The sequence below is a fragment of the Brevibacillus sp. B_LB10_24 genome (assembly GCF_046036945.1).
In the GTDB taxonomy this organism is placed as follows: domain Bacteria; phylum Bacillota; class Bacilli; order Brevibacillales; family Brevibacillaceae; genus Brevibacillus_C.
In genome coordinates this window covers 412,469-438,664 of record NZ_JBJQOQ010000001.1, presented here as the reverse complement: position 1 = coordinate 438,664, position 26,196 = coordinate 412,469, and the positions used below count along the sequence as shown (strand labels likewise).

Annotated in this window: 24 protein-coding genes; all 24 read right to left on the bottom strand. The window is 53.0% G+C overall.

Features of this window, described 5'->3' with window-relative positions:
* Positions 1 to 62 precede the first annotated feature (62 nt).
* Positions 63 to 1,001 (bottom strand): dipeptidase, encoded by a 939-nt coding sequence (locus ACI7RC_RS02220; RefSeq protein WP_408106573.1) that lies wholly within the window; start codon positions 999 to 1,001, stop codon positions 63 to 65.
* A 90-nt stretch (positions 1,002 to 1,091) separates the two neighbouring features.
* Positions 1,092 to 1,352, bottom strand: a complete 261-nt coding sequence (spoVS, locus tag ACI7RC_RS02215) for a stage V sporulation protein SpoVS (RefSeq protein WP_003385776.1) — start codon at positions 1,350 to 1,352, stop codon at positions 1,092 to 1,094.
* A gap of 115 nt (positions 1,353 to 1,467) precedes the next feature.
* Complete coding sequence (locus ACI7RC_RS02210) at positions 1,468 to 2,262, bottom strand: TIGR00282 family metallophosphoesterase (protein ID WP_408106572.1); 795 nt, start codon at positions 2,260 to 2,262, stop codon at positions 1,468 to 1,470.
* 59 nt (positions 2,263 to 2,321) lie between these two features.
* Positions 2,322 to 3,872 (bottom strand): ribonuclease Y, encoded by a 1,551-nt coding sequence (rny, locus tag ACI7RC_RS02205; RefSeq protein ID WP_408106571.1) that lies wholly within the window; start codon positions 3,870 to 3,872, stop codon positions 2,322 to 2,324.
* A gap of 371 nt (positions 3,873 to 4,243) precedes the next feature.
* Positions 4,244 to 4,891, bottom strand: coding sequence for a RecX family transcriptional regulator (locus ACI7RC_RS02200; protein WP_408106570.1), 648 nt, complete (start codon positions 4,889 to 4,891; stop codon positions 4,244 to 4,246).
* Between the two features lie 75 nt (positions 4,892 to 4,966).
* Positions 4,967 to 6,028 carry a recombinase RecA gene (recA, locus tag ACI7RC_RS02195; protein WP_408106569.1) on the bottom strand — a complete coding sequence of 354 codons (1,062 nt, stop codon included), beginning with the start codon at positions 6,026 to 6,028 and terminating at the stop codon, positions 4,967 to 4,969.
* Between the two features lie 182 nt (positions 6,029 to 6,210).
* A complete protein-coding gene (locus ACI7RC_RS02190) occupies positions 6,211 to 7,794 on the bottom strand; it encodes a DEAD/DEAH box helicase (protein WP_408106568.1) in 1,584 nt (527 codons plus the stop codon).
* Positions 7,795 to 7,799: 5 nt separating this feature from the next.
* Positions 7,800 to 9,041, bottom strand: coding sequence for a competence/damage-inducible protein A (locus ACI7RC_RS02185; protein WP_408106567.1), 1,242 nt, complete (start codon positions 9,039 to 9,041; stop codon positions 7,800 to 7,802).
* A gap of 38 nt (positions 9,042 to 9,079) precedes the next feature.
* On the bottom strand, positions 9,080 to 9,655 hold the full coding sequence (pgsA, locus tag ACI7RC_RS02180) for a CDP-diacylglycerol--glycerol-3-phosphate 3-phosphatidyltransferase (protein WP_408106566.1): 576 nt from the start codon (positions 9,653 to 9,655) through the stop codon (positions 9,080 to 9,082).
* A complete protein-coding gene (gene rimO / locus ACI7RC_RS02175) occupies positions 9,656 to 11,002 on the bottom strand; it encodes a 30S ribosomal protein S12 methylthiotransferase RimO (protein WP_408106565.1) in 1,347 nt (448 codons plus the stop codon).
* Positions 11,003 to 11,129: 127 nt separating this feature from the next.
* Complete coding sequence (locus ACI7RC_RS02170; RefSeq protein WP_408106564.1) at positions 11,130 to 12,035, bottom strand: helix-turn-helix domain-containing protein; 906 nt, start codon at positions 12,033 to 12,035, stop codon at positions 11,130 to 11,132.
* 12 nt (positions 12,036 to 12,047) lie between these two features.
* On the bottom strand, positions 12,048 to 12,827 hold the full coding sequence (locus ACI7RC_RS02165) for a YmfK family protein (RefSeq protein ID WP_408106722.1): 780 nt from the start codon (positions 12,825 to 12,827) through the stop codon (positions 12,048 to 12,050).
* 121 nt (positions 12,828 to 12,948) lie between these two features.
* Positions 12,949 to 13,194: a DUF3243 domain-containing protein gene (locus tag ACI7RC_RS02160; RefSeq protein ID WP_408106563.1), complete on the bottom strand. Its 246-nt coding sequence runs from the start codon at positions 13,192 to 13,194 to the stop codon at positions 12,949 to 12,951.
* Positions 13,195 to 13,306: 112 nt separating this feature from the next.
* Positions 13,307 to 14,026 (bottom strand): elongation factor P 5-aminopentanone reductase, encoded by a 720-nt coding sequence (gene ymfI / locus ACI7RC_RS02155; protein ID WP_408106721.1) that lies wholly within the window; start codon positions 14,024 to 14,026, stop codon positions 13,307 to 13,309.
* A 24-nt stretch (positions 14,027 to 14,050) separates the two neighbouring features.
* Positions 14,051 to 15,343: an EF-P 5-aminopentanol modification-associated protein YfmH gene (yfmH, locus tag ACI7RC_RS02150; RefSeq protein WP_408106562.1), complete on the bottom strand. Its 1,293-nt coding sequence runs from the start codon at positions 15,341 to 15,343 to the stop codon at positions 14,051 to 14,053.
* Position 15,344: 1 nt separating this feature from the next.
* On the bottom strand, positions 15,345 to 16,640 hold the full coding sequence (gene yfmF / locus ACI7RC_RS02145) for an EF-P 5-aminopentanol modification-associated protein YfmF (RefSeq protein WP_408106561.1): 1,296 nt from the start codon (positions 16,638 to 16,640) through the stop codon (positions 15,345 to 15,347).
* Between the two features lie 97 nt (positions 16,641 to 16,737).
* Positions 16,738 to 16,893, bottom strand: coding sequence for a hypothetical protein (locus ACI7RC_RS02140; protein WP_408106560.1), 156 nt, complete (start codon positions 16,891 to 16,893; stop codon positions 16,738 to 16,740).
* Between the two features lie 168 nt (positions 16,894 to 17,061).
* Positions 17,062 to 18,021 (bottom strand): ABC transporter permease, encoded by a 960-nt coding sequence (locus tag ACI7RC_RS02135; protein ID WP_408106559.1) that lies wholly within the window; start codon positions 18,019 to 18,021, stop codon positions 17,062 to 17,064.
* 3 nt (positions 18,022 to 18,024) lie between these two features.
* A complete protein-coding gene (locus tag ACI7RC_RS02130) occupies positions 18,025 to 19,095 on the bottom strand; it encodes an ABC transporter permease (RefSeq protein WP_408106558.1) in 1,071 nt (356 codons plus the stop codon).
* The gene (locus tag ACI7RC_RS02125) at positions 19,088 to 20,602 is read right to left on the bottom strand and encodes an ABC transporter ATP-binding protein (protein ID WP_408106720.1); all 1,515 of its coding nucleotides are present in this window, start codon (positions 20,600 to 20,602) and stop codon (positions 19,088 to 19,090) included. The genes ACI7RC_RS02130 and ACI7RC_RS02125 overlap by 8 nt, the downstream gene beginning before the upstream one ends.
* An 810-nt stretch (positions 20,603 to 21,412) precedes the next feature.
* On the bottom strand, positions 21,413 to 22,456 hold the full coding sequence (locus tag ACI7RC_RS02120; RefSeq protein ID WP_408106557.1) for a BMP family lipoprotein: 1,044 nt from the start codon (positions 22,454 to 22,456) through the stop codon (positions 21,413 to 21,415).
* Positions 22,457 to 22,610: 154 nt separating this feature from the next.
* A complete protein-coding gene (locus tag ACI7RC_RS02115) occupies positions 22,611 to 25,013 on the bottom strand; it encodes an FtsK/SpoIIIE family DNA translocase (protein WP_408106556.1) in 2,403 nt (800 codons plus the stop codon).
* 108 nt (positions 25,014 to 25,121) lie between these two features.
* Complete coding sequence (locus tag ACI7RC_RS02110) at positions 25,122 to 25,349, bottom strand: YlzJ-like family protein (RefSeq protein WP_408106555.1); 228 nt, start codon at positions 25,347 to 25,349, stop codon at positions 25,122 to 25,124.
* Positions 25,346 to 26,086 (bottom strand): ClpP family protease, encoded by a 741-nt coding sequence (locus tag ACI7RC_RS02105; RefSeq protein WP_408106554.1) that lies wholly within the window; start codon positions 26,084 to 26,086, stop codon positions 25,346 to 25,348. The genes ACI7RC_RS02110 and ACI7RC_RS02105 overlap by 4 nt, the downstream gene beginning before the upstream one ends.
* Between the last annotated feature and the right edge of the window lie 110 nt (positions 26,087 to 26,196).

The window sequence follows — 26,196 nt, the reverse complement described above, 5'->3', positions numbered from 1 at the left end:
CACTAGAATTACTATTAGAATTGATCTTTGAATGTACCAGGTACATTAATGTTTTACATCTCCTATTGTAACACGCTTTTAAAAACGCGCAACCAGTTTTCGTACATGAATTTCTTTACTTCCGCTTCTGTATACCGCTTTAACAATTCTTCGACCAAAAGCTGGTATTTGCCGGCTGAGCTGAGATCGCCAAAGGTCTTGTCAATCCCGTCAAAATCAGAGCCAAAACCGACGTGATCCACGCCTCCGAGCGAGCAGACGTGATCGAGGTGCCGAAGCAGATCGTCGATCCAGACGGTACGCTTTTCGCTTGTATTAAAGAACGGTACGAAAGACAAACCGATAACGCTCTCCTTCTTTATTAATGCCCTAATTTGCTCATTGCTAAGGTTCCTTTTATGAGAACAATATTCCATCGTATTGGAGTGCGAAGCGATCACGCTCGACTCGGAAAGCTCCATGACGTCCCAAAACCCCGGCTCTGCCAGATGGGATACGTCGATCATCATGCCCAAGCGATTCATTTCTTTGATCACTTGTCTGCCAAACAAAGACAAGCCGCTTGGATGCGGCTCCTCGCAGCCGTCAGCAGCCTCTGTGCGGAAATTCCAGGTAAGTCCCATGCCCCTGACGCCTAAGCGGTACAGTGTTTGCAGATACGTAAGGCTCCCTTCTAACGGATGGGCCCCTTCCAGGAACAGTATGGCGCCGCGGCGGTTGCCGTTCATCACTTCGTCGATATCCTGTCTTCCGTAGACGGGCTGCAATCCGGAACCGACGACCTGTTCGTGAAACAGCAGGGCCATTTCCAACGCAGTGTGAAACCGGCGCCCCGGAGGAACGTTCATCGGAACAAACACAGCAAACACCTGAAGCTGGACATCGCCTTGTTCCATTTCGGGAAGGCTGACATGCAGTTGCCGGTCTTCCTTCGCGAAACGCAGGTCGCGGTTTTCCCACAATTTTAAAAGCGCATCACAATGTGTATCGATTACTTTCATATCCATTCCCCGCTCTATTGTAAAAATAAACATGAAAAAACCTGTTCATTCAACGAACAAACAGGCATGTTCACTCGGTCTACAATTCCATCATCTGGGTTCCACGATTAATTTGATTGCTGTCCGCTCTTCTCCGTCAATAACAATGTCTGTAAAGGCCGGAATGCAAATAAGATCGACTCCACTAGGCGCTACAAACCCTCGTGCAATCGCTACTGCTTTCACAGCTTGGTTAAGCGCCCCAGCCCCGATGGCTTGAATTTCAGCCGCTCCGCGCTCACGAAGCACTCCAGCAAGGGCACCTGCGACAGAGTTGGGGTTGGACTTTGCTGAAACTTTTAATACTTCCATCCTTATTGAACCTCCCGTCTGATAGAATATCTACCATCAATAGAATGATATGCACTTAACCCCTAAAAATTCCTGCTCGGACAGCAATTATTCGCAAAATTCCGATCTAATCATATTATTCCATAAACGGGTGGTCGGCGTCAATGCGGATTCTTTCGACCTTACGGGTATAGCCAGTGGATTTGTCAAGGGTAAACAGGACACCGTTTATCTGCGTCTGCCCCTCAGCCACCTCAAAGCGTACTGGCAGCTGTGTCAAAAACTTCTTGATGATCGTCTCCTTCTCCATCCCCAATATGCCGTCCCGCGGCCCGCACATGCCTGCGTCGGTGATGTAACCCGTTCCTTTGGGCAGGATGCGCTCGTCACCCGTCTGAACGTGGGTGTGTGTCCCGACCATGGCACTGATCCGGCCGTCGAGATACCAGCCCATCGCCTGCTTTTCCGAGGTTACTTCCGCGTGGAAATCGACAAAGATGAACTTGGTTCGCTTCTTTGCCTGTTCAATCAGCTGGTCGGCAGTGACAAACGGGCAGTCCAACGGGGGTAAAAACGTTCTTCCCTGCAAGTTGATGATCGCCGCCTCGCCTGCTGACGTTTTGACAAATGCAAGTCCGGTTCCAGGCGTGCCGGCGGGGAAGTTGGCGGGACGGACGATCCGCTGGTCGTCGTCGATAAAGGAGAATACTTCCTTGTTGTCCCAGGTGTGGTTCCCCAATGTAATCGCATGAACACCGTGCTCATACAATTCCTTTGCAATCTTTTCGGTGATCCCTCGTCCATGGGCGGAGTTTTCACCATTGACAACAATCAGGTCGGGCTGGTATTTCAGCTTGAGCCGCGGCAGATATTCGATCACCATCTTCCTGCCGGGCGAGCCGACAATGTCACCAAGAAAAAGCAGTCGCATTCAATCCGCCTCCTGTTCTTTTGTAATGATATTAAAATAAAGTGGCAGTTTCTGCCACTTTATTTTGCATACTCGACGGCCCTCGTCTCCCGAATAACGGTGACTTTGATGTGGCCAGGATAATCGAGTTCATTTTCAATTCGTTTTGTGATCTCTCGCGCCAATCGAACGGCTTCAGCGTCGTCGATTTTTTCCGGTTGTACCATGACGCGCACTTCGCGTCCTGCTTGGATGGCATAAGACCGCTCCACGCCCTCAAACGATTCGGAGATCTCTTCGAGTTTCTCCAGCCGTTTGATGTAGGTCTCAAGCGTCTCGCGCCGAGCACCGGGTCTGGCTGCCGAGAGTGCGTCTGCAGCGCCTACCAGCATCGAGATGACGGATGTCGGTTCCGTATCTCCGTGGTGGGAGGCGATACTGTTGATCACTACGGGGTGCTCTCCGTATTTCTTCGCTAATTCTACGCCTATTTCAACGTGAGAACCTTCCACTTCATGGTCAATCGCCTTGCCAATGTCATGCAACAGCCCAGCGCGTTTCGCCAGCTTTACGTCTTCGTTCATCTCTGCTGCCATCAGGCCGGCCAGATGGGCTACTTCCATCGAGTGTTTCAATACGTTTTGCCCATAGCTGGTGCGGTATCGCAGGCGTCCCAATATCTTGATCAGGTCTGGATGCAAACCGTGAACGTCCGTTTCAAAAGTAGCCTGTTCCCCGTATTCGCGAATCCGCTCATCCACTTCACGGCGAGCTTTATCGACCATCTCTTCAATTCTGGCGGGATGAATCCGGCCGTCAGCAACAAGTTTATCGAGAGCAGTTTTGGCGATCTCGCGGCGGATTGGGTCAAAGCCAGAAAGAATAACCGCTTCCGGTGTGTCGTCAATGATCAGATCGATTCCCGTCAACGTCTCAAGAGCGCGGATATTGCGGCCTTCGCGTCCGATAATGCGCCCCTTCATCTCATCATTCGGCAGCGTAACAACGGACACAGTCGTCTCGGCTACATGATCGGCAGCACATCGCTGTATGGCTGTCGTGATGATCTCGCGTGCCTTCTTCTCGGCTTCTTCCTTCGCCTGAGTCTCAATTTCCCTGATCATAACAGCCATTTCGTGGCGAACGTCGTTCTCCACATTCGATAGGATAATTGCCTTCGCTTCTTCCTGGGTCAAACCGGAAATCCGTTCCAGTTCGGCTACTTGGTCTTTATATAATTGCTCAACGCTTGCTTTCAGTTCTGTGATCGATTTGTCTCGTTCGGCCAGATCTGACTCCTTGCGCTCCAGCTGCTCGAGCTTGCGGTCGAGCGTTTCTTCCTTTTGCAGAATGCGGCGTTCCTGACGCTGAATTTCATTCCGCCTGTCGCGCAGCTCCTGTTCTGCGTCTGTGCGAAGCTTGTGAACTTCGTCTTTCGCTTCCAGGACCTTCTCTTTTTTGACTGCTTCCGCGTCGCGTTTGGCTTCCTCGACGATTTGCTTGGCAGCCTCCTCTGCGCTGGAGATCTTCGCTTCTGCAATCGACCTGCGCACGAAGTAACCGACGATAAAACCTGCCACCAGAACAACGATGAGCAATATCAATGTAATCGGATTTAATATTGTACCCATAATCGTGCTTTTTTCACCTCCTTGGCGTGTGACATCTCCCCGCTTTCTAAGCATTCAATTTCCAGTCATCACCCTGCGAATTTCGTGTTGTGTCAAGAAACAAATGTATATTCGTCAGGTACATTCACTGGCTTCCAAGTCAGAGGGGAAGCCTAAAAAACAAGACCGATGCTACTCGGTCCGCTGAATCCACGCAGTGATGCGCGGTTGTTCAGTTTTTCCACTGCGAATTAGCAAAAGAAATAGCGAAAAAGTATGATACACCTCATAACACAAACCTATTTTATTATTTGATGACAAGACTTGTCAAGAAGCACCCGGATGCCGCCGGGGCGAAGACAGGCGCCAAGAGTCTGTACGGGCAGGCAGCCTTACTCCAGCGGAAATCGGCCGTCCCTCAGCTCCCGGCGCAGCACCTGCACCGCAGCAGGGCTAAATCCCCGACGCAGCAGAGCTGCCAGCAGCTTCTGTTCTTTTGTCCGGTCCAGCGGCAGAGCTTCATTCCTTAACTTTTTTCGTGCAAACTTCCGGGCCGCCTCCAGTTCTTCCTCCTGTTTTACCTCTCCGAGCGCATCGCCGATAATTTCCTGCGGGAGACCTTTTTGTTTGAGTTCCATCCGCAAGGCGTACTTCCCGCGGGGATTATTGCGCAGGCGTTCCGCGACCCACTGCCTGGCGAAGGTTTCGTCGTTCAGATAGCCCTGAGCGGCACAGCGTCCGCTGACCTGGCTCGCGATCTGTTCGGAAAACCCTTTTTGCACCAGATACTGTTCCAGTTGATGGGTTGTTCGCGGCCGAATTCCCAGGTAGCGGAGAGCCAGCAGGTAAGCCTTTTGGCATTCTTCCGCCTGCAGGACTTCCCGTCCCATTGTTTCATCGATGTAGGTGCCCTTTAATAAGTGATATTTGATCAGTATGTCTTCGTGGACGTCAAAGGCATACTCATCGTCGATGTATACCTGGTAGCGGTGCCTGTTTTTTTTGTCCTGACAGATAGCGGTAACCTGGCCGCTCTTCATCGCCTCACTCCTCTCTTTAGGTCCGGTACAGTGCTGCAGCCTGTCGGACGGCGACAGGCTGCTGTGGTTGACTGCTTATTCAAAATCAAAAACCGGCTCTTCCTCTTGCTCCGGATCGACAACCGCGTCGTCAGTCTGCGGCACCGCACTCGGGTTGAGGCTGAAGTATTCGCGCACCTTGGCCTCGATCTGGCTGGCGATCTCCTGGTTTTCCTTCAGGAAGAGCTTGGCGTTCTCGCGCCCCTGCCCCAGCCGTTCGTCGTTAAACGAATACCAGGCGCCGCTCTTGGCTACGACGTCAATCTCGGCGCCGATATCCAAAATGCTGCCTTCGCGGGAAATTCCCTCGCCGTACATGATATCCACCTCTGCCGTTTTAAACGGCGGAGCTACCTTGTTTTTGACCACTTTGATTTTCGTCTTGGTGCCGATGACGTCATTCCCTGACTTGATGCTTTCCGCCTTCCGCACATCCAGGCGCACGCTGGCGTAGAATTTGAGCGCCCGGCCTCCGGGAGTGGTTTCCGGATTTCCGAACATGACGCCTACTTTCTCGCGCAGCTGGTTGATAAAGATCGCGATTGTCTTTGACTTGTTGATGGCGCCGGAGAGTTTGCGCAGCGCTTGGGACATCAGGCGAGCCTGCAAGCCCACGTGGGAATCCCCCATCTCTCCCTCGATCTCCGCTTTCGGAACGAGCGCCGCGACCGAGTCCACGACAATGATGTCGACGGCACCGGAACGCACAAGCGCTTCCGCGATCTCCAGGGCTTGTTCTCCAGTGTCAGGCTGCGAGAGCAGAAGATCCTCGATGTTGACGCCCAGCTTGGAGGCGTAGACCGGATCGAGAGCGTGCTCTGCATCGATGAATGCCGCTTGTCCGCCCTGTTTTTGCACTTCGGCAATGGCGTGAAGGGCAACCGTCGTCTTACCTGAAGATTCCGGCCCGTATATCTCAATAATCCGGCCGCGGGGAAATCCGCCCACTCCCAAAGCGATATCAAGCGCCAATGCCCCGCTGGACACGGTGGAAACCTGCATCGTTCCCATGTCACCCAATTTCATAATGGAGCCTTTTCCAAATTGTTTCTCTATTTGCCGTAATGCGTTTTCTAAAGCCGCGCGACGATCAGACAATACTGACACTCCCTTTCACTTCGTTTGATTACCTGTAATCATCATACATCGAGATAGAAGCACTTGCCAAGTATTTTTTGCGAACAAATATTCGCATAACGTTTTTTCGGAAAAAAAGCCACCTGCATCTGGTTTGATACAAGCGGCTCTCTCCCCTTTATGGCCCCATCCAGGGCAGTGTATTACCTCTTATTGCGCGGTTTCGCCGGTTCCAGGTTGATTCGTTTGCCGTTGATGCGGGTCTGGCGAAGCGCCTCGTAGACGAAAGGAGCGACCTCCTCCGGCACTTCGACAAACGTAAAGTTTTCGAAGATGTCGATCCGGCCGACCGCTTTGCCGGGTATACCTACCGTTTCGGATATCTCCCGAACCAGATCCTGCGGTTTGACATTCGCGTTCCGGCCGACGTTGAGGAAGAAGCGAACCATGCCTTTAGCCGCACCGGTTTCGCCGAAGTCGTACACTTCCGTTTCCGTGCCGTCCCCGATTTCGTTGTGGAAGGCGAGGTGAAGCGCCGCTGCAGCGATCTGCTCTGGCGAGTAGTCGGCAGCAAGGTTCTGTGCGACCTTCTCGTACATCTCGGCGATTCCATCACTTTCGATCAGGTTGATCAACTGTTCACGCAGCTGCTCCTGCTTCCGTTCGGCCACTTCTTCCAGCGTAGGAACGTTGCGGGAGACGATCGCTGCCTTTGTCTGCTTCTGGATGATCATCATCTGCCTCATCTCGCGCGGCGTCACCAGCGTCATCGCAATCCCCTTGCGGCCTGCACGCCCGGTACGGCCGATGCGGTGCACGTAGCTCTCGGGATCCTGAGGGATGTCGTAGTTGATGACGTGGGTCACATTGCCCACATCAATGCCGCGGGCGGCTACGTCCGTCGCGATCAAGAACTCAATCGTTCCCTCGCGGAAGGCTTTCATCACCTTGTCGCGCTGTGCCTGCGACAAGTCGCCGTGCAGGCCGTCTGCGAGGTATCCGCGCGCCTGCAGGGCCTCCGTCAGCTCGTCCACGCCCCGTTTGGTGCGGCAGAAGATAATGCCCAGCTCGACGTCCTCGCTGTCGAGGATGCGGCACAGGCTGTCCAGCTTGTTTCGTTCAAACATCTTGTAATAGACTTGCTCGATCAGCGGAGCCGTCACTTCTTCGCGGCTGACAGCCACTGTTTCCGGCTTTTTCATATAACGGGTAGCAAGGCGTTTGATCTCAGCCGGCATCGTCGCCGAGAAGAGCAGGGTCTGACGGTCTTCGTTCAGATGGCTGATAATCGTCTCGATATCCTCGATAAAGCCCATGTCAAGCATCTCGTCCGCTTCGTCGAGGACCAGCATCGTCACGTTGTCCAGCCTAAGCGTCTTGCGGCGAAGATGATCCAACACACGGCCCGGCGTACCAATCACCACTTGGACGCCCTGTTTGAGCGCGCGAATCTGGTGGCTGATCGACTGGCCGCCGTAGATCGGCAGCGTGCGGATGCGCTTGTACTTCGCGATCCGGCGCAGCTCTCCAGAAACCTGGATCGCCAGTTCACGGGTTGGCGTGAGCACGATCGCCTGGATGGTATTGGCGGTCGTCACTTTCTCGATCAAGGGAATGCCGAAAGCAGCTGTTTTCCCCGTACCTGTCTGGGCCTGGCCAATCAGGTCGACGCCGGTCAGAATCCGCGGGATGCACGCCGCTTGAATCGGGGACGGTTCTTCAAACCCCATGTCGTGAATGGATTGCATGATACTTTTATGTAGCGCAAAATCAGTAAAATTCGTCATCTTAGTCACCTTTCTTTTAAACGTTGAAGCGTGTAAAACATTGCGTATTTGGCAGCACGCCCGACGATCGCCCGGCGCTGTCCGGCCAGCTGAAGCTCTTTCACAACCGTCGGCATCCCCTCTGCAGCCAGTCCGATGTAGACGAGACCGACGGGCTTTCCTTCCACGGTCCCCGGACCGGCAACCCCGGTAACGGAGACGCCGTACGTCGTGCCGATTTTTTGTCTGACGTTCTCGGCCAGGTATCTTGCGGCCGCTTCACTTACCGCACCGTCATGGTCCAATACCCTTGCCGGCACCCCCAAGAGGTCCCGCTTCGTTTCGTTGCTGTAGCAAACGACTCCTCCGCGAAATGCCTCGGAGCTGCCCGGAACAGAAGTAAGCAAGGAAGCGATCGATCCTCCTGTGCAGCTCTCCGCACAGGCTATTGTCTCCTGCCGCTTCCGCAGTTCGGCGATCAACACTTCATGCAGGGAGGTCTCACCGACGGCGTAGATGAACTCGCCTACCCGCTGACGAATGGCAGCCTCAACAGGCGCAATCAAACTCTCCGCCAAAACTCCGGAAGCGGCCCGGGCAGTGATTCGACAGGTTACTTCAAATTCTTTCGCATAGGGAGCAATGGTAGGGTTCGTTTGCTGTTGAATGAGGTCTGACAATTTGTCTTCCAAAGCTGACTCCCCGATGCCGAAGAAGCAGAGCACGCGGGAGTGAAAAACTTGTTTTTCCGGCTGCAGACTTGCCAGAAACGGCATGAGGTAATTCTCTGTCATCGGGCGCATCTCACTGGGTGGTCCGGGCAGGAGAACGAATGTCTTGTCCAAAGCGGTCAAGCCCATGCCGGGAGCCATGCCGTGGTCGTTGTTGAGGACCGTGCTCCCTTCGATCACCAATGCTTGTTTGCGGTTGTTTTCCGTCATCGGAATTCCCCGTTTGACAAAGAAGGCCTGAATGCGCGAAAGCGCCAACTCGTCCGTGACTAATCTGCGGCCGACATAGTCGGCTACCGCCTCTTTCGTCAAATCATCCTGGGTGGGGCCCAACCCTCCGGTAAAAATAACCGCATCGGAACGGCTGGCAGCAAGCTCGATCGCTTGCGTAAGTCGTTCGTAATTATCGCCAACAACCGTATGAAAATAAACATGGATCCCCAGCTCAGCCAATTTTTGCGATAAAAACTGGGCATTGGTATTGGCGATTTGCCCCAGCAACAATTCGGTTCCAACAGCTACAATTTCCGCTCTCATCTGTATCCTTCCTATTCCACTGCCAAATATGCCTGCAATCAGGAGTAGTGAATGACATTGCGATTCTTCGCAAAGTAGTCATAACCGGAATAAAGCGTGATGATAACCATTGCCCAAGAGGCAATGACGTCAAACGGGATGTGAAAGGGTTCGAAGGGGAAGTTGCGAATCATCAGCGCAACAATCGCTACGATTTGCACCCACGTCTTTAATTTGCCGAGTGCGCTGGCAGCGATGACCTGCCCTTCCGCAGCAGCCACCAGACGCAGACCAGTCACGGCAAATTCGCGGCTGATGATGACAATCGCGATCCAAGCCTCCAGCCGGTGCATTTCCACAAGGGAAATCAGGGCTGCGGATATCAGCAATTTATCCGCGAGAGGATCGAGAAATTTCCCGAGATTGGTAACGATTTTCTTCTTGCGAGCGATGTACCCGTCCAATCCGTCCGTACTGGCAGCTAGTATAAAGACCAATGCGGCAATCACCTCATTGTAGGTCATGCTGATGTTGCCGACAGTAAAGGTGCCGAACTTGTACTGGACCAGCATAAAAAACATCACAACGGGTACAAGGAAAATTCGAGCCAAAGTGATGCGATTGGCAAGATTCACCTACAAAACCTCCCCGGCTAAGTCGTACTCATACGAATGGGTGATCCTCACTTTCACAATTTTGCCCAGTTCGCCTTTATAACCGGAGACAAAGACTTCTCCATCAATTTCCGGGGCGTCAAATCCGCTGCGTCCAACGAAGACATCGCTCTTCCCTTCGTAACGTTCGATCAAGACATCCAGTTCCTTGCCGACAAAACGGTCGTTCTGCTCCCGGGAGATCTCCCTCTGGATTTCCATGATCTGATTTGCCCGTCTCTCTTTGGTCTCTTCGTCTACGTGATCGGGAAGTCTGACAGCCGGCGTGTCGTCTTCACTCGAATAGGTGAAGACACCCAGGCGGTCAAATTTGATCTCTTTGACAAACTCGCACAGATTCTGAAAATCCTGTTCAGTCTCCCCGGGGAAGCCGACGATAAGGGAAGTCCTCACCGCTACATCGGGAACTGCTGCCCGGATTTTCGCGACCAGCTCGCGAATGTCACGCTGGCGGCCGGGACGGCGCATGCGTTTTAGAATCGTATCCTCCGAGTGCTGCAAAGGCATGTCAATGTATTTGCAAACTTTGGGGTTGCTTGCAAAAACCTCGATCAACTCATCGGTGAAAAAACCGGGGTAAGCGTAATGGAGGCGAATCCACTCAATTCCTTCCACCTCGGACAGGCGGTTCAACAGCTCTGCAAGCATGTGTTTGCCGTCGTACAGGTCTGTCCCGTAGTTGGTAGAATCCTGCGCAATCAGGCTGATTTCCACGACCCCTTGCGAAGCCAGGTGCCTTGCTTCTTCGATGATGGATTCCATCGAACGGCTGCGGAAGGCGCCGCGCATCATCGGAATGCTGCAGAAAGTACAAGCGTTGTCGCAACCTTCGGCGATTTTGATATACGCGGAATAGGTGCCGGTTTTGACTTTGCGCTTGACCACTTCTTCATAGGAAAACACCGGATTGCCAATGCGTACGGGCCTTTTCCCCACCAGCGACTCTTCGATGATGTCAGTAATCGACATGAAGTCGCCGGTTCCCACAATTCCGTCCACTTCAGGAATTTCCTGCAAGATATCTTCTTTATAGCGCTGGGTGAGACAGCCGGCCACTACCAGTGACTTTACTTTTCCAGACTCTTTTAGATCCGCCATATCCAGGATCTTGTTGACCGACTCTTCTTTGGCGGCATCAATAAAACCACAGGTATTTACTATCACAACAGTAGCCTGCTGCGGATCGTCTACAAGTTCATATCCTTTCTCATCAATCAAGTGAGCCATCATATCCGAGTCTACGAGATTTTTTTCGCAACCCAATGTAACGATTGCTACTTTTTCCCGCGCGGAAGCTTTTTCTGCCATTCTCTTTCCTCCATTTAGTCACACCTGCCCAATATACACTTAAACAGTATAATATATCGGCCAGAGCAGTGTCAAAAACTAAAGACAAGCGGAAATACATTCCGCTTGCCTTCTCCGGAACCATTGTCTATTCAACTTTCAGTTCGACAAAGGATGGGTAGTGTTCCATATTCGCTGTCGAGACGGCTTGCCCATTCACTGTAAGTTCAACCGCTTTCGGGTCACCCAATTTGAGGTAGGCAGATTTTTCCAGTTCATAGCCCTGCTCCTGCCCCTGCTCCATCATCAAGCTGGCTACTTTCTTCCCGTTCTTCGCTTGATACACTTCCACCCAGCATCTGCCTTTCGACGTCTTCAGATTGATCGAGAGCTTGTCTGCTTGCTGCAGCGCAAAGCTGTAGACAGAGCCGTTCTGGGAGACCGGCGTAATTCCGCTCTGCTGGGAGCCCGTATCGCCCGGCGGCGTGTTGTCGCCTGGAGCCGAACTGCCGCCGCCAACCCCTTCATTGGCTGGGGGCGTATCAGAACCGGATGGAGTATTCACAACAGGTGGAGGAACGGGCGGCGGCGGCGGCGTTGATCCTTCGACTGTGTCTACACCTGATGGAGAGACAGCTGTACCAGATGGTGTCTGGAGTCCGCCGTCGTGCTTGGCTGCGTACGAGTAGATCAGTGCGGAAACCAGTACGATGAACAGCACTACCAAAGACTGGGTTAACCATTTTCCCGCTTGCAGCGGGGTTTTGGCGACAGTGGCACGGCGGCGCCGCAGCCTTTCCAATTGCTCTTGCGGCGGTTGTGCCGGCAGATCGGTTTGGAAGTGGGACAAAACTTGGTTGGAATCGAGCCCAACAGCTTCCGCATAGCTTTTTATAAAGGCACGAGCATAGAAATGACCGGGAAGAACGTGAAAATGTCCTCTCTCTATGGCCTCCAGGTAACGTCGTTGGATTTTCGTGACCGTCTGGATCTCGTCGAGTGATATTCCCTTTTCCTCCCTGGCTCTTTGCAGCACCTGGCCCAGTTCAGACACACTGTTCCCTCCTTACGTCACGTCAAAATCATTAAGAGCCTGATTGTTGAGCATTTCATAGGTGATCTCCTCATCGGGGTTGTGACGAAGTTCAATAATATACTGAAAATCATCAAGTTCATACTCTGATTCCCTGACGAAAATATCAGGGTGTTCAATAACCTTGGCCGCCGGGAAATTCATGATCTCCCTAAGCAGGCAGTGATGCCGTTCGGTAGAGCGAAGTGTTGAGACGATCCCATCAATTAAATATACATGATCAGTGGACATTTCATCAACTGCTAAGGTACTGCGGACTGTCTGGCGCAGCAGCGTTGAAGAGATAAAGGTCCAGCGCTTGTTCGCCGATACACTGGCGGCAATCATCGATTCGGTTTTGCCGACGCGGGGCATGCCCCGGATGCCGACTAGCTGATTGCCTTCTTTCTTAAATATTTCTGCCATAAAGTCAACCAATAACCCCAGCTCGTCACGAATAAACCGGAACGTCTTCTTGTCTTCCGTGTCACGGGCGATGTAACGTCCGTGACGGACAGCGAGACGATCCAGCATCGTCGGGGGGCGGAGCCTTGTTATGGTTATATTGTCCACTTTGTGGATAATGTTGCGAAGAACTTCTATTTTTTCGTCATCATCAGCCATGACCAGCATTCCCCGGCGATTATTTTCAACACCGTTGATCGTGGTGATATTGATATTGAGCATCCCCAGCATCGAAGCCAAATCCCCCAGCAGACCAGGCCGGTCTCTCTGGATTTCGTACTCGATATACCACTCTTTTTTATCTTTTATGTCCACGAGTGACTCCCTCTCTCACGTGATAAATGATCCTCCTCAGTATACCATCTGTGAGCGAGTCGACAAAGGGTGAACGTAAAAAAATCCCCGGTATTGGGGATTTTCCACTGTACCCTTATTTTTGCACGAGTTTTACCATCATGGAAGCGAGCGCGCGCTTCTGCTCCTCGCTGCCCACTTCCCACAGCTCCTTGAGCAGGCGCTCCTGGTCGTTCTTGGGCTGAACCTGTTCAGCAAGATAATCTCCTACCTGAAAGGCTACATTGTGAACCGTTTCGCTTTCCATTCCCGCATCTTTGGCTGATCCAAGGCGTTCACCCAGAAATTGTTTCCAGTCAGAAAAGTTGTCTAGAACCGACATCAAACGTTCCCTCCTCGAGATAGTACCTTCGGGCTTTTTGCCCTGATAGGAATAGAGTGCCATCCCGAGCGCAAAAATATACGTTTTTTTCCTCTCAATTGCTTCGCCGAACTCAGGTGTACCAGCCGCCGTTCGGACTGATCACCTGTCCAGTAATGTAACCTGCTTCCGGCGACAACAAATAGACGGCGAGAGACGCAACCTCCTCCGGCCGACCGAGCCTGCCAGCCGGAATCGCCTCTACGATCTCCTGCACATCCTCGGGGGAGAAGCGGTTCATCATCCCCCCCTCGATCGCTCCCGGAGCAATCGCGTTTACGCTAATGCTGCTGGGGGCCAGCTCTTTCGCGAGCGCCTTGGTAAACGCCAGGACGGCCCCTTTGGTCGTGGAATACAGCACTTCACAGGCACTGCCTGTCAAGCCCCAGATCGAAGACAGGTTGACAATGCGTCCGTACTTCGCCTGAATCATCGCCGGCAGGGCGGCTTGTGTCACGAAGAACGGAGCCCGTACATTGGTGTGCACCAGATTGTCAAACTGCTCTGGTGTCACATCGTGGATCAGCCCTACGTGATCGACCGCGGCATTGTTTACCAACAAGAGCGGCTTTACCGGCATCTGTCCGAACATGCGGTGCACCTGCCCCGGGTCCCGCAAATCTGCTTGGAGCGGGTATGCCGGCACCCCCAGCTCGGTTGCCAGTTGCAGGACCCCCTGCAGTTTATCGCCCGCCAGGTGGTAATGCAGATACAGCGGGATGCCCCGCTTGACCAAAGCGATGCTGACCGCCTGACCCAGCTCGCCTGACGCTCCCGTCACAAGTCCCCACATCGTTTCTCCTCGCACGGCAGACTTCTACTCCTGGTCCGCAGCGGAACGGACAATCGAGACTGCCATCTGGTCAAACCGGAGGTGCTCGCCCATCCGCTCCGTTACATCTTGCAGCGTGATCGACTCCAGTACCGGCACCACCGCAAACAAGTCGGTTCCGTTAAACGTATAGCTGGTGAACTGGTTGGCGATGTACTCAATCGAATTGAGTGAACGAAGGAACTGGCCAATCTTCTTCCGTTTGCTCCGTTCAAATTCGTCCTTGGCAATACCCGCCTGCAGGTAATGGCTGATCTCTTGCTGGATCATTTCTTTCAGCCGTTCGGGATCAGGCGTGTCCCCGCCCAGGAGCGAGTAGGCATAATCCTGTTCACACGTGTAGTCAAAATCGAAGCTCTCCGTGATCAGTCCTGCCTCATACAGTTTTTGGTACAGGGCGGAACTGGTGCCAAACAGAATATCCAGCAGCAGCTTGGTGGTCATCTCCCGGCGCAGCAGTTGTTCACCGGTCAGCCCGACATGTGCGTCCTTGAAGCCGATCATGCATTTCGGCAGCCCGACAGACAGGTGATTCTCCACCTGCTTTTGGGCCAATGCCGCTGGTTCCTGCGGGAAAAACCGCTCGATTTTGGGCGACGGCGAGAATGACTTGCCCTCCTGGTTTTTTCTCACTGTCTGCATGATTGACTCCGGGTCAAACGAACCGACCACAAACAAGATCATATTGCTCGGATGGTAAAACGTCTCATAGCAGTCGTACAAGGTATCTTTGGTTATTTTGGCAATTGACTCAACCGTCCCGGCAATTTCGATCCGCACCGGGTGTTCCTGATACATCGCCTTGAGCAAGCTCATGTACACCTTCCAGTCCGGATTGTCATCGTACATGCGAATCTCCTGGCCGATAATGCCTTTCTCCTTCTCCACGCTCTGTTCGGTAAAGTACGGCTCCTGGACAAAGTCCAGCAAGATGTTCAGGTTGTCTTCCACCAGGTCGGTGCAGGAGAACAGGTACGCCGTCCGGTTAAAGGTGGTAAAGGCGTTGCAGGAAGCGCCGTTGCGCGAAAAGTCCTGAAAGACATCGCGATCCTCTTTATCGAACATCTTGTGCTCCAAAAAGTGGGCGATCCCGTCGGGCACGTGGACCTCTGCCCCGCCCGAGATGCGAAAGTGGCTGTCAATCGAGCCGTACCGCGTGGTAAAAACGGCGTAGGTTTTGCCGAACCCCATTTTCGGCAGCAGGTAAACTTTTAACCCGTTTGGCAGCTGCTCTGAGTAAAGAGTCTCGTTCACCTGTTGAAACGTCTTCGTCTGCACGTTACACACTCTCCTTTCGGTCACGCAGCAGGTAAATCGTATCCATCTGGATCTTGGCCGCCACCCGCTTGACATCCTCCAGAGTGGTGTCGGCAAACGCCTGCAGCATCTCTGTCAGCAGCCGTTTTCGTCCGCTGAGGAGACCGTTGTACGTAAAATCGATCATCATCCGGGCGCTGTCGAGGAGTTCGCGAAATTGATTCGTCAGCGTCGCCTTCGTCAGGTTCAACTCTTCATCGCTGATCTTTCCGGCTTTCACCTGTTCCAGCTGCTCTTTCATGATCGATACGGCCCGCTCGTAATTGGCCACATCGATCCCCGACATCATCATCAGCACGCCCTTGTGGCTCTCCAGACGGGATACGGCGTAGTAAGCCAGACTCGCCTTCTCGCGCACGTTGATAAACAGCTTGGAGTGGGGAAACCCGCCGAGCACGCCGTTGCAGACCTGCAGGGCCGGATAATCTTCATCCTTATAAGTGACATGGGTGCGGCAGCCGATATTCAGCTTGCCTTGGCTGACATCGAGCCGGTCTACCACCTCTCGCACCTGCTGCACATCCTTCTGCGTGTTGGCTGCAGGGAGCGTGACAGGTTGGCTGCGCTCCGGCTGTACGTGTGCCTTGACGTATTCCTGTATCTGTGTGCTCTCCACATCGCCGACGACAAAGACGTCGATCGGATTGTGCGCCAGCAGTTCCCGATAGTATTGGTACAGGCCGGCTCCGTCGATCGCGGCGAGATCCTCGCGCCTGCCGTAGACCAACAGGCTGAACGGCTCGTCTTTGAACATCTCTTCCGTGATGCGCTGATTTGCGTACCTCATTTTATCGTCGATCAGGCTTTCAATCCGCTTCCGCAGCGACTCTTTTTCCGTATTCAGGTACTTCTCCGCAAATGCCTGATTTTCCAGATACGGATGGACCAGGACCTCTCCGGCGAATTGAAACGCTTGTTCCAGCAGCGGGACTGAATCCGACAGGTACTTTTCATTCGGCACTTCCAGATAGACTTGCAGAATTTGGCGCTCCCCTTTTTTGACGACATCTATATCAAAAATGGCCCCATAGAGCATATCCAGGTGTTCGCTGAGCTTCCTGGTATCGGGAAAGCGGGCCGTCGCCCGTTTCAGAACGTGAGCCAGCAGCGCTGTTTTCGTCACATATGCCTGTGACAGCTCCTGCTCTATCATGATCACGATGGTCGTCGTCTTAAATTTCTCTGTTGGCATGATATGCAGATTCAACCCGTTCACCTGGGAAGATTGAAACGAGATCTCTTTAACTGGTGCTGCCATAACCTTCCAACTCCCTTCCACTGGTTTTCTCTTCCTATTGTAACCAAACAAATGGCGATTCAGCAAAGCAAAAGAGAAAAAGGCGCCGCATTGGCGCCTAAAAATCCGAAGAATCCCACTCGTATAGAGCTTCCTTGCTTTCCTCAGCCGAGTCAAACCTGCCGCACTCCGGATTGAGGCAAAGCATCCCCTGCAGCTGGCTGTCGGCGAAAGGCTGACCTTTCACTTCGCCACAGTACGGACACCTCCACATGTTTTTTCCTCCTCGTCTATGCGAATGTGCAGGTAGTTTTCCCGACTCCGTCCGCTTCTATAAGAAAAGCTTCCATCCGGGGAAGCGGCTGCATTCTGCGTGAGAGAAGGAAATCCCGCCAAAAAAAGGCTGCTCCGCGTCATGCGAAACAGCCTTGCTTTCCACTGTTTATCTCGATCCCGTCTCATACGGCTTGCCTGAGGCCGCCGGCGCATTGGAGCGGCCGACGAATCCGGCCAGGACAAGAATGGTTAAAATGTACGGCAGCATGAAGATGACTTCTACCGGGATGTACTGCGTCCATCCATACACCTGCAGAAGAGACATGGCCGCCTGCGCCATCCCGAAGAACAGGGCCGCCCCCATCGCGCCGGATGGATGCCACTTTCCGAAGATCATCGCCGCCAGGGCGATAAATCCTTGACCGGAAACCGTATTGTGCGAAAAGTTGCTGGTCGTCGTCAGCGTAATTGTCGCTCCGCCCATGGCGGCGAGAGCTCCGCTGATCATCACCGCGATGTAACGGATTATACGTACGTTGATTCCCGCCGTATCTGCCGCACGCGGATGCTCGCCCACGGAGCGAAGGCGCAGCCCGAATGGCGTTTTGAAGAGGACATACCAGGAGATGATCACCAGCAAAAAGGCCAGGTAGCTCGTCGGATACCCTTCAAATACGGCGTGTCCCAAAAGCGGAATATCCTTTAAGCCGGGGATGCTCCACTGGGTGAAGACGGCTGCGAGCGTGCTGGTCTGCCCCGCGCCGTGGAAGATGATTTTGGTCAGGTACAGCGTCAGCCCTGTCGCCAAAAAGTTGAGTGCCACACCGCTTACGACTTGATCCGCCTTGAAGGTGATCGAAGCCACTGCATGGGTCAGGGAGAAGATGACACCGGCGATGATCGCAGCGACAAAACCAACCCACGGCGCGACCCCGGGCGACGCCGTTTCGAAGAAGAAGGTCACGACCGCCGCGACAAACGCGCCGATCGTCATCAGCCCCTCGAGGGCGATATTGACGACCCCGGAACGCTCCGAAAAGACGCCGCCGAGGGCAGCGAAGATCAGCGCTGTAGAAAACACGATGGTATCATGTACCAAGTTGCTTACCAACAAACCCCAATCCATTTCCTACAGCACCTCCTTTTTCTTGGCCAGGACCGGTTTTAGCAGGTAGCGAACGATGCCGTGCGCGGCCACGAAGAAGATGACAGAGGAAATGACGATCCGAATCAACTCCACCGGCACTCCCGCTCCAAACTTCATCCCGGCAGCGCCAAAGCTGAGCGCCCCGAACAAAATCGCTCCGAGCACGACGCCAAGCGGCGTATTTCCGCCGATCAAGGCAACGGCGATACCGTCAAATCCGTATCCCGGCAGAGCCGAGGCAATCGCCTGATAGTGGAAGACGCCCAATACTTCGCAAGCGCCGCCCAAGCCGGCGAACAGACCGCCGATAAACATCGCTTTGACCACGTTCTTGTTGACGTTCATCCCCGCGTATTCGGAGGCGTGCGGGTTAAACCCGACAGCCCGCAGTTCAAACCCGGTTTTCGTCTTCCACAGGATAATGTAAAAGACTACGGCAGCGGCCAGCGCGATCAGCGTCCCCCAGTGCAAGCGGGCGCTGTCAAACATCTCGGACAGCCAGCCGATCGAGATGGATGCAGATTCGTGGATATCCCGTGAACGCTGCTGTCCTTCGGGAACCAGGAAGGTTTTTAAGATGTAATTGGAAAAGTACAGGGCAACCCAGTTTAACATGATAGAGGTGATGACTTCATGGACACCGCGCACCGATTTCAAGTAGCCGACGATGGCTCCCCACAGTCCGCCGACAACTCCGCCGACAATCAGAGCCAACGGGACGTGTATGTAAAAGGGAAGATCAAGCATGGCGCCGACGCAGACGGAGGAGACCATCCCCATGATGAACTGCCCCTCGGCCCCGATGTTGAACAGGCCGGTACGGAAGGCAAAAGCGACGGCAAGACCGGTAAAGATCAACGGCGTAATCTGACGGATGGTTTCGCCAAAGTTGTACAGATTGCCAAACACCTTGATAAACAGCGATTCATAGGCGATCAAAGGGTTAAAACCGCCTGCCAGCATCGCGATCGCACCGACGATCAGGCCGAGCAGGATGGCAACGACAGGAACGAGAAACGATTCCTTGATAAAAATCTGGGCGACTTTATTCATCCACAGTTCCTCCTTGCATCCGCTTTCCACCTGACATCATCAGACCCAGTTCCTGTTCTGACGTCTGTTTTGGATTTACTATCCCGACGATCTGTCCTTCGTAGATGACCCCGATGCGATCTGAAAGGTTCATAATCTCGTCTAACTCCAGAGATACCAGCAAAACGGCCTTTCCTTTATCGCGCTGCTCGATCAGCCGCTTGTGGATAAATTCGATTGCACCGACATCAAGTCCTCTGGTCGGTTGGGCAGCGATCAGCAGATCCGGGTCTTTATCCACTTCGCGGGCAATAATCGCCTTCTGCTGGTTGCCCCCTGACAGCGCACGAGCCGCCGTGTATATGCTGGGCGTCCGCACGTCGAATTCTTCAATCAGTCTTTTCGCCTGCTGATCGATTTCCTTGTAGTCAAGGAAGCCGCTTTTGTTATAGGGCTTGTGATAGTAGGTTTCCAGCACCATGTTTTCGCTCATGGTAAAATCGAGAACCAGGCCGCGCTTATGCCTGTCCTCGGGAATATGCGACAGTCCCGCTTCCGAGATGCTCCGCGGCGATTGGTTCATGATCTCTTTGCCGTTTAGCTTCACACTGCCCGACTGGGCTTTGCGCAGACCGGTCAGCACCTCGATCAGTTCACTCTGTCCGTTCCCGTCTACCCCGGCGATGCCAAAGATCTCACCTGATTTTACTTCCAGCGAGATTTCGTTCAGGGTTTTGACGCCGCGGCTGTCCAATGCCGTCACCTTTTCGACGGAGAGGACCACGTCTTTGGTGTTAGCCGGCCGCTTTTCTACAGAAAAGGTCACTTCCCGGCCCACCATCTTTTCAGCCAGGTCATCCGGATTTGTTTCGGCTACAGCAAGCGAGTCGATCACTTTGCCGCGCCGTATGATCGTGACGCTGTCGCAAACCGCCATGATCTCTTTCAACTTGTGGGTGATCAGAATGATCGTCTTCCCCTCGTTGACAAGGTTGTGCATAATGTCGATCAGCTCTTGAATCTCTTGCGGGGTGAGTACTGCGGTCGGTTCGTCAAAGATGAGAATTTCAGCGCCGCGATACAGCGTTTTCAAAATTTCCACCCGCTGCTGCATGCCGACGGATATATCCCGGATTTTGGCGTAGGGATCCACCTTCAGACCGTAACGCCGGGACAGTTCTTCCACCTCTTTGGCGGCTTTGCGGATATCTATAGATAAACCTTTTTTCGGTTCGTTTCCGAGGACGATGTTTTCTGTTACGCTGAATGGTTCCACAAGCATAAAATGCTGGTGCACCATTCCGATGCCCAGGTCGTTGGCGACATTCGGGTTTGCAATCACGACGGGCTTTTCGTTAATCAGGATTTCCCCTTCATCCGGTTGATACAACCCGAAGAGGATGTTCATCAGGGTAGATTTTCCCGCACCGTTTTCACCGAGAAGCGCGTGAATTTCCCCTTTTTTTACTTTCAAACTGATATTGTCATTGGCAATAATACCGGGAAACCGCTTGGTTATACCGCGCATTTCGACGACTGTCTGTACGTCACTCAAACATGTTCACCCCGTTCTTTAATTAAGAAAAGCTATCTAAAGAAGTCCTTTCGAAGAAGCTGGTCCTTCTTTATCGGTTGCTTTTCATGCCGTATCAGGAAGCTGGTTCAGGAAGTGTAAGCTTTCTGATACTGTAAGAAAAGCTATCTAAAGAAGTCCTTTCGAAGATGCTGGTCCTTCTTTAGCGGTTGCTTTTCATGCCGTATCAGGAAGCTGGTTCAGGAAGTGTAAGCTTTCTGATACTGTAAGAAAAGCTATCTAAAGAAGTCCTTTCGAAGATGCTGGTCCTTCTTTAGCGGTTGCTTTTCATGCCGTATCAGGAAGCTGGTTCAGGAAGTGTAAGCTTTCTGATACTGTAAGAAAAGCTATCTAAAGAAGTCCTTTCGAAGATGCTGGTCCTTCTTTAGCGGTTGCTTTTCATGCCGTATCAGGAAGCTGGTTCAGGAAGTGTAAGCTTTCTGATACTGTAAGAAAAGCTATCTAAAGAAGTCCTTTCGAAGATGCTGGTCCTTCCTTAGCGGTTGCTTTTACCGAAGCTAATGCCGGATGAAGCCGCTTGGGTACTTCAGAAAAACTCCAGGTAGGAATGGCAGCGAGGTTTCTTCCGTACTGATCTGACAGGAAAAGATTCTATGTATTTCATAAACAAGTATTTTCCGCAGGTATAGAGGACGCTTTCAAAGCAGGATAAACAGGCGTTTTAACAGGTTGTCCTTTTATCCTGTAAGAGAGAACAAGGCTAGTTTGCCAACTAGCCTCGTTCCATGGAAATCCGTGTAAGCTTTACTTTTCTGGAACAGTAATTTCACCGCTGATGATTTTTTGTTTAAACTCGTCAACCTTTTTCAGGATGTCTTCCGGTACATTCTTCGTCGAGGTGTCAGCCAGGCCTACACCGTCTTCTTTCAGGCCAAGGACGACAGAACCGCCTTTGAATTTGCCGTCGGCAAGATCCTTCGACACCCGGTACACGGCTTCATCTACACGCTTCACCATAGACGTCAGAGTGATGTCATCGCCGAATCGAAGCGATTGGTCTTTGTCAACGCCGATGACCCATACGTTCTCGCCTTTGGCTTTGCGGGCTTTCGCTTCGTTGAACACGCCGTCACCCGTAGCACCGGACGCGTGGAAGATGATGTCTGCTCCTTTTCCGTAGATCTGCGATGCGGAAGCTTTTCCAAGGTCCGGCTTGTCGAATGCCCCCGTATAGACGGTAATGACTTCAACATCCGGTTTTGCCGCCTTTACGCCGGCGACAAATCCTTTTTCAAAACGCTTGATAACCGGAATTTCCGCCCCGCCGACAAAGCCTACCTTATTCGTCTTGGTCATTTCAGCTGCGACCACACCAGCGAGGAAAGAACCCTCGTTCTCTTTAAACGTGACTGATTCTACGTTTGGAGCGTCCACAACATCATCGATGATCGCCAGTTTGGCATCTGGATTTTCTCCCGCCACTTGTTTCACGTGGGCAGCCATTAGCATCCCGATACCCCAGGTCAGATCCCATTTGTCTTTGACAAACTGGTTCAGGTTGGGAACGTAGTCTGAATCGTTTTGGCTTTGCAGATAGTCAACGTCGTTTCCGGTATCTTCTTTAAACTTCTGCAGACCTTCCCATGCACTTTGGTTAAAGGAGTTGTCGTTGACGCCGCCAACGTCTGTAACCATCCCGACTTTAATTTTAGCCGCTCCGCTCCCGGCTCCGGCTCCTCCCGTATTGCCCTGCTCGGCAGGCTTATTGGTGTTTCCGCTGCCGCAACCGGTCAGGACGAGCGAAAGGCTCAGCGTCGCAACAGACAGAACGGAGAAAAGCTTCTTCATTCTCTAATTCCCCCTTATTTTGTCGACGGACAAGAAAACAGGACATCGAATGATCGCATACACGGTGATCCCGATTCCTTGAATCCGTAGAAATTTTAACCCATGGCACACAAAACGACAAGTCATTTTTTGATAAATACTTTATCCAGACCCATTAGGAAATATTACTCTCTGCTGAAGGACGCGGCAGGCGCACCTCGCGCGGTTTGCTTCCCTCATACGGACCCACGATACCCTGCGCCTCCATCATGTCAATCAAGCGGGCTGCCCGGGTGTATCCGACCCGAAGCCGCCGCTGCAGCAGGGAGGCCGAGGCCGTCTGGGCTTCCGCGACGATTTGCACGGCTTGATCGTACAGTTCGTCGTCGATGACCGTCTGTACTTCTTCCGCTGCTTCATCCGGGATCATCTCCTGGTTGTACTTCGCCTCTTGCTGCTGCTTGACAAAGCTGACCACCTCTTCGACTTCCTGATCGGAGACGAACGCCCCTTGGATGCGGACCGGTTTGGAGGCACCCATCGGCAAAAACAGCATATCGCCGCGGCCGAGCAGCTTCTCCGCTCCGCCCATGTCGAGGATGGTGCGGGAGTCAGCCATGGATGAGACTCCAAAAGCAATCCGCGACGGAATATTCGCTTTGATCACTCCGGTAATGACGTCCACGGACGGCCGCTGCGTCGCGATGATCAAATGGATCCCGGCTGCCCGGGCCATCTGTGCCAGTCGGCAGATCGCATCTTCCACGTCCCCGGGAGCTACCATCATCAAATCGGCCAGCTCATCGACGATGACGACGATGTACGGCAGCGGGTTGTCCGTTACCTGCTGGTTGTACATCTCGATGTTTCTGCTGCCCATCTTGGCGAACAGATTGTAGCGCCGCTCCATTTCGGCCACCACTTTCTTCAGCGCCACGGAAGCGCGGCGGGGATCGGTCACGACTGGCGCCAAAAGATGGGGGATTCCATTGTAGACATTCAACTCTACCATTTTCGGATCGATCATCATCAATTTTACTTCATGCGGTTTTGCCTTAAATAGAATGCTCATAATCAAACCGTTAATGCAGACCGACTTTCCGCTTCCGGTAGCCCCGGCTACCAGCAGATGGGGCATTTTGGCCAGGTCCGCGACAATCGGTTCACCGGAGATATCCCGTCCAAGCGCCACAGTCAACTTCGCTGCGGCATCCCGGTAACTGCCTGATTCGAGTACTTCCCGAAGCGTCACCACGGCAACCTCAGTGTTGGGAACTTCGATCCCGATCGCCGACTTGCCGGGAATCGGCGCCTCGATGCGAATGTCCTTGGCGGCAAGCGCCAAAGCCAGGTCATCCGTCAAACTGACGATCCGGCTTACCTTCACACCTGTCGCTGGCTGGACTTCGTAGCGGGTAACCGCAGGCCCGCGGTGCACCTCCGAAACGATCGCACTGACGCCAAAGCTCTTTAACGTGTGAACAAGCTTCGCCGCGTTGGAGTTGTGGTCGACATCTTTTCCTGCGGCATGCGGCTTCGGACGGGATAGCATCTGCAGGTTGGGTATGACGTACTTGCTGTCTTCGCCGGCAGAATGGAGCAGACTGTCGAATCCGCTGTCCGTATTGTCATCCGCAGAGCTGTTCTGCGCTTCTGAACGCCCCGGCTGCTTTGGCTTTACCTTTATCGTCAGGGTTGAATTGACCTGTGGCGGAGAGGCAAGCGCTCCAGCCGGCTCAGGTTCGTCATCCAGCCGCTCCGTAAAGTCGCGAATGACCGGAGCAACCGGTACAGCCGGGTTCTCCTCCTCTTCAGGTTCACCCTCATCCCAGTCCGCCGTATGGGAAGCGGCGCCCTCGCTGCCAGACGAGGCATGTGCATCTGCCGCCTTCGCCTGTTCCGACCGTTTTTTCCGTTTTTCCTCCTGTCGCTGTTTGCGCTTTTCTCCCTCTTCGGTCAACAACTGCACGGATTCTTTGATCGAATCTTTTGTCTTCCGGTATGTATTTTGCAGCTTTTCCTTGAAAAACAGCAGAATGTCCACATAGGAAAGGTTGAAGATAAACATCAAACCGACCAAAAAGAGCAGTCCGATCAGCAACCCTGTGCCAATCATGCCAAACAGCCCTTGACTAAACGCGAAGAGAACGGCTCCGATCATACCGCCGGCTACCTCTGTCGTCGACACGTCCTGTTTGTGGTCAAGCATCAAATGGTCAAACGTCACGCGGATGATGCTCTGCCCTGCAAAGCTACCATTCGCCGTAATCTCCTTGTAGAACAGCTGGTGGTCCCACGTCAGCACCGCCATAAAAATCAACAGGCAGCCGAACAGCTGCGGCGTCAACCGCGGCGTCTTGCGGGTGAACATCAGCCGCAAGGAAAAGGCGATCAAGAGCAGCGGGATGATGAAATCCCACGAACCGGCGGCGAAGCGAAACAAAAAGCCGAGCACATTTTTTCCAAACCAGCCGCTCTTCCACAGCCCGATCAGGGATAACACAATGATCACAAGGCCCGTTAATTCCAAACGAAGGACTGAGGACCATGGTGTTTGATTTTTTTTTCTTCTGGCCATGGCACGCCTCCTTCCCCGGTACAGAATGAAAAGGCAGCCGAGAACATGCCGGCTGCGTCTCTTATCGAATCTAGTATACCACAGGAAAATAGAAGAAATACAGATAGTCTACGAGAAATCAGGACGAAAGGCAATTTTTTGGCCGGGTGCGAAACGCGGATTCAGATAGTCCTGCGGATTGGGGCTGATCAGACGCACGATTTTGGCTTCGTAATGACTTACAGGTTCTACCAGCATCGTTGCGGAGCCGAGGGTGATCTCGCGAATCTCTTGCTTTTCTACCTGATCCATGTTTTCGAAGACGATGTCAAGCGGCATAGTCGTATAGAGGATCACTGCATCACCTGCTCGCTCGTGCGCACGCTGTCCATCAGTGCGTTTAATTTGGCGATCGCTTTGCCAAGTCCGCCCACTTCGTCAATCAACCCGTATTTCACCGCGTCCGCTCCGATCACATTCGTGCCGATGTCACGCGTCAGTTCTCCGGTCCGCAGCATGAGATCCTTGAATTTCTCCTCGGTGATTTTCGAATGGCGGGCGACGAAATGGATGACGCGATCCTGCATTTTGTCGAGGTATTCGAAGGTCTGCGGAACGCTGATGACCAAACCGGTCAACCGGATGGGATGGATCGTCATCGTCGCCGTTTCCGTTATGAAGGAATATCTGCCGGCTACGGCAATCGGCACTCCGATGCTGTGCCCCCCTCCCAGCACGAGCGTCACCACCGGCTTGGACAAGGAAGAGATCATCTCGGCGATTGCCAGTCCTGCTTCGACGTCACCGCCGACCGTATTGAGAATCACCAGAACCCCTTCGATTTTCTTGTTCTGTTCGGCTGCGACCAACTGTGGAATGATATGTTCGTATTTCGTCGTCTTGTTCTGAGGAGGCAGTTGTACATGTCCTTCTACCTGACCGATGATCGAGAGGCAGTAGATATTGCTTTCCAGCTGCGGCACGTTGGTTTGCCCCAACTGTGTGATCGTGTCCAGAATCCGCTTCTTCGAGTCGTCATTCCCGGGATTTTCGTCAGGTGACGGCTGCTGTGGCGGGTTGTCGTTCGTCAGCATTTCCATACCTCCTTCGCTGGGCATCTCGCCTTCATAGTATGGATTGCCAGCCGCCAAATCATGCGTTATTCTCTCATGCAAACAGGCAGCGAATGATCGCTGCCTGCCGT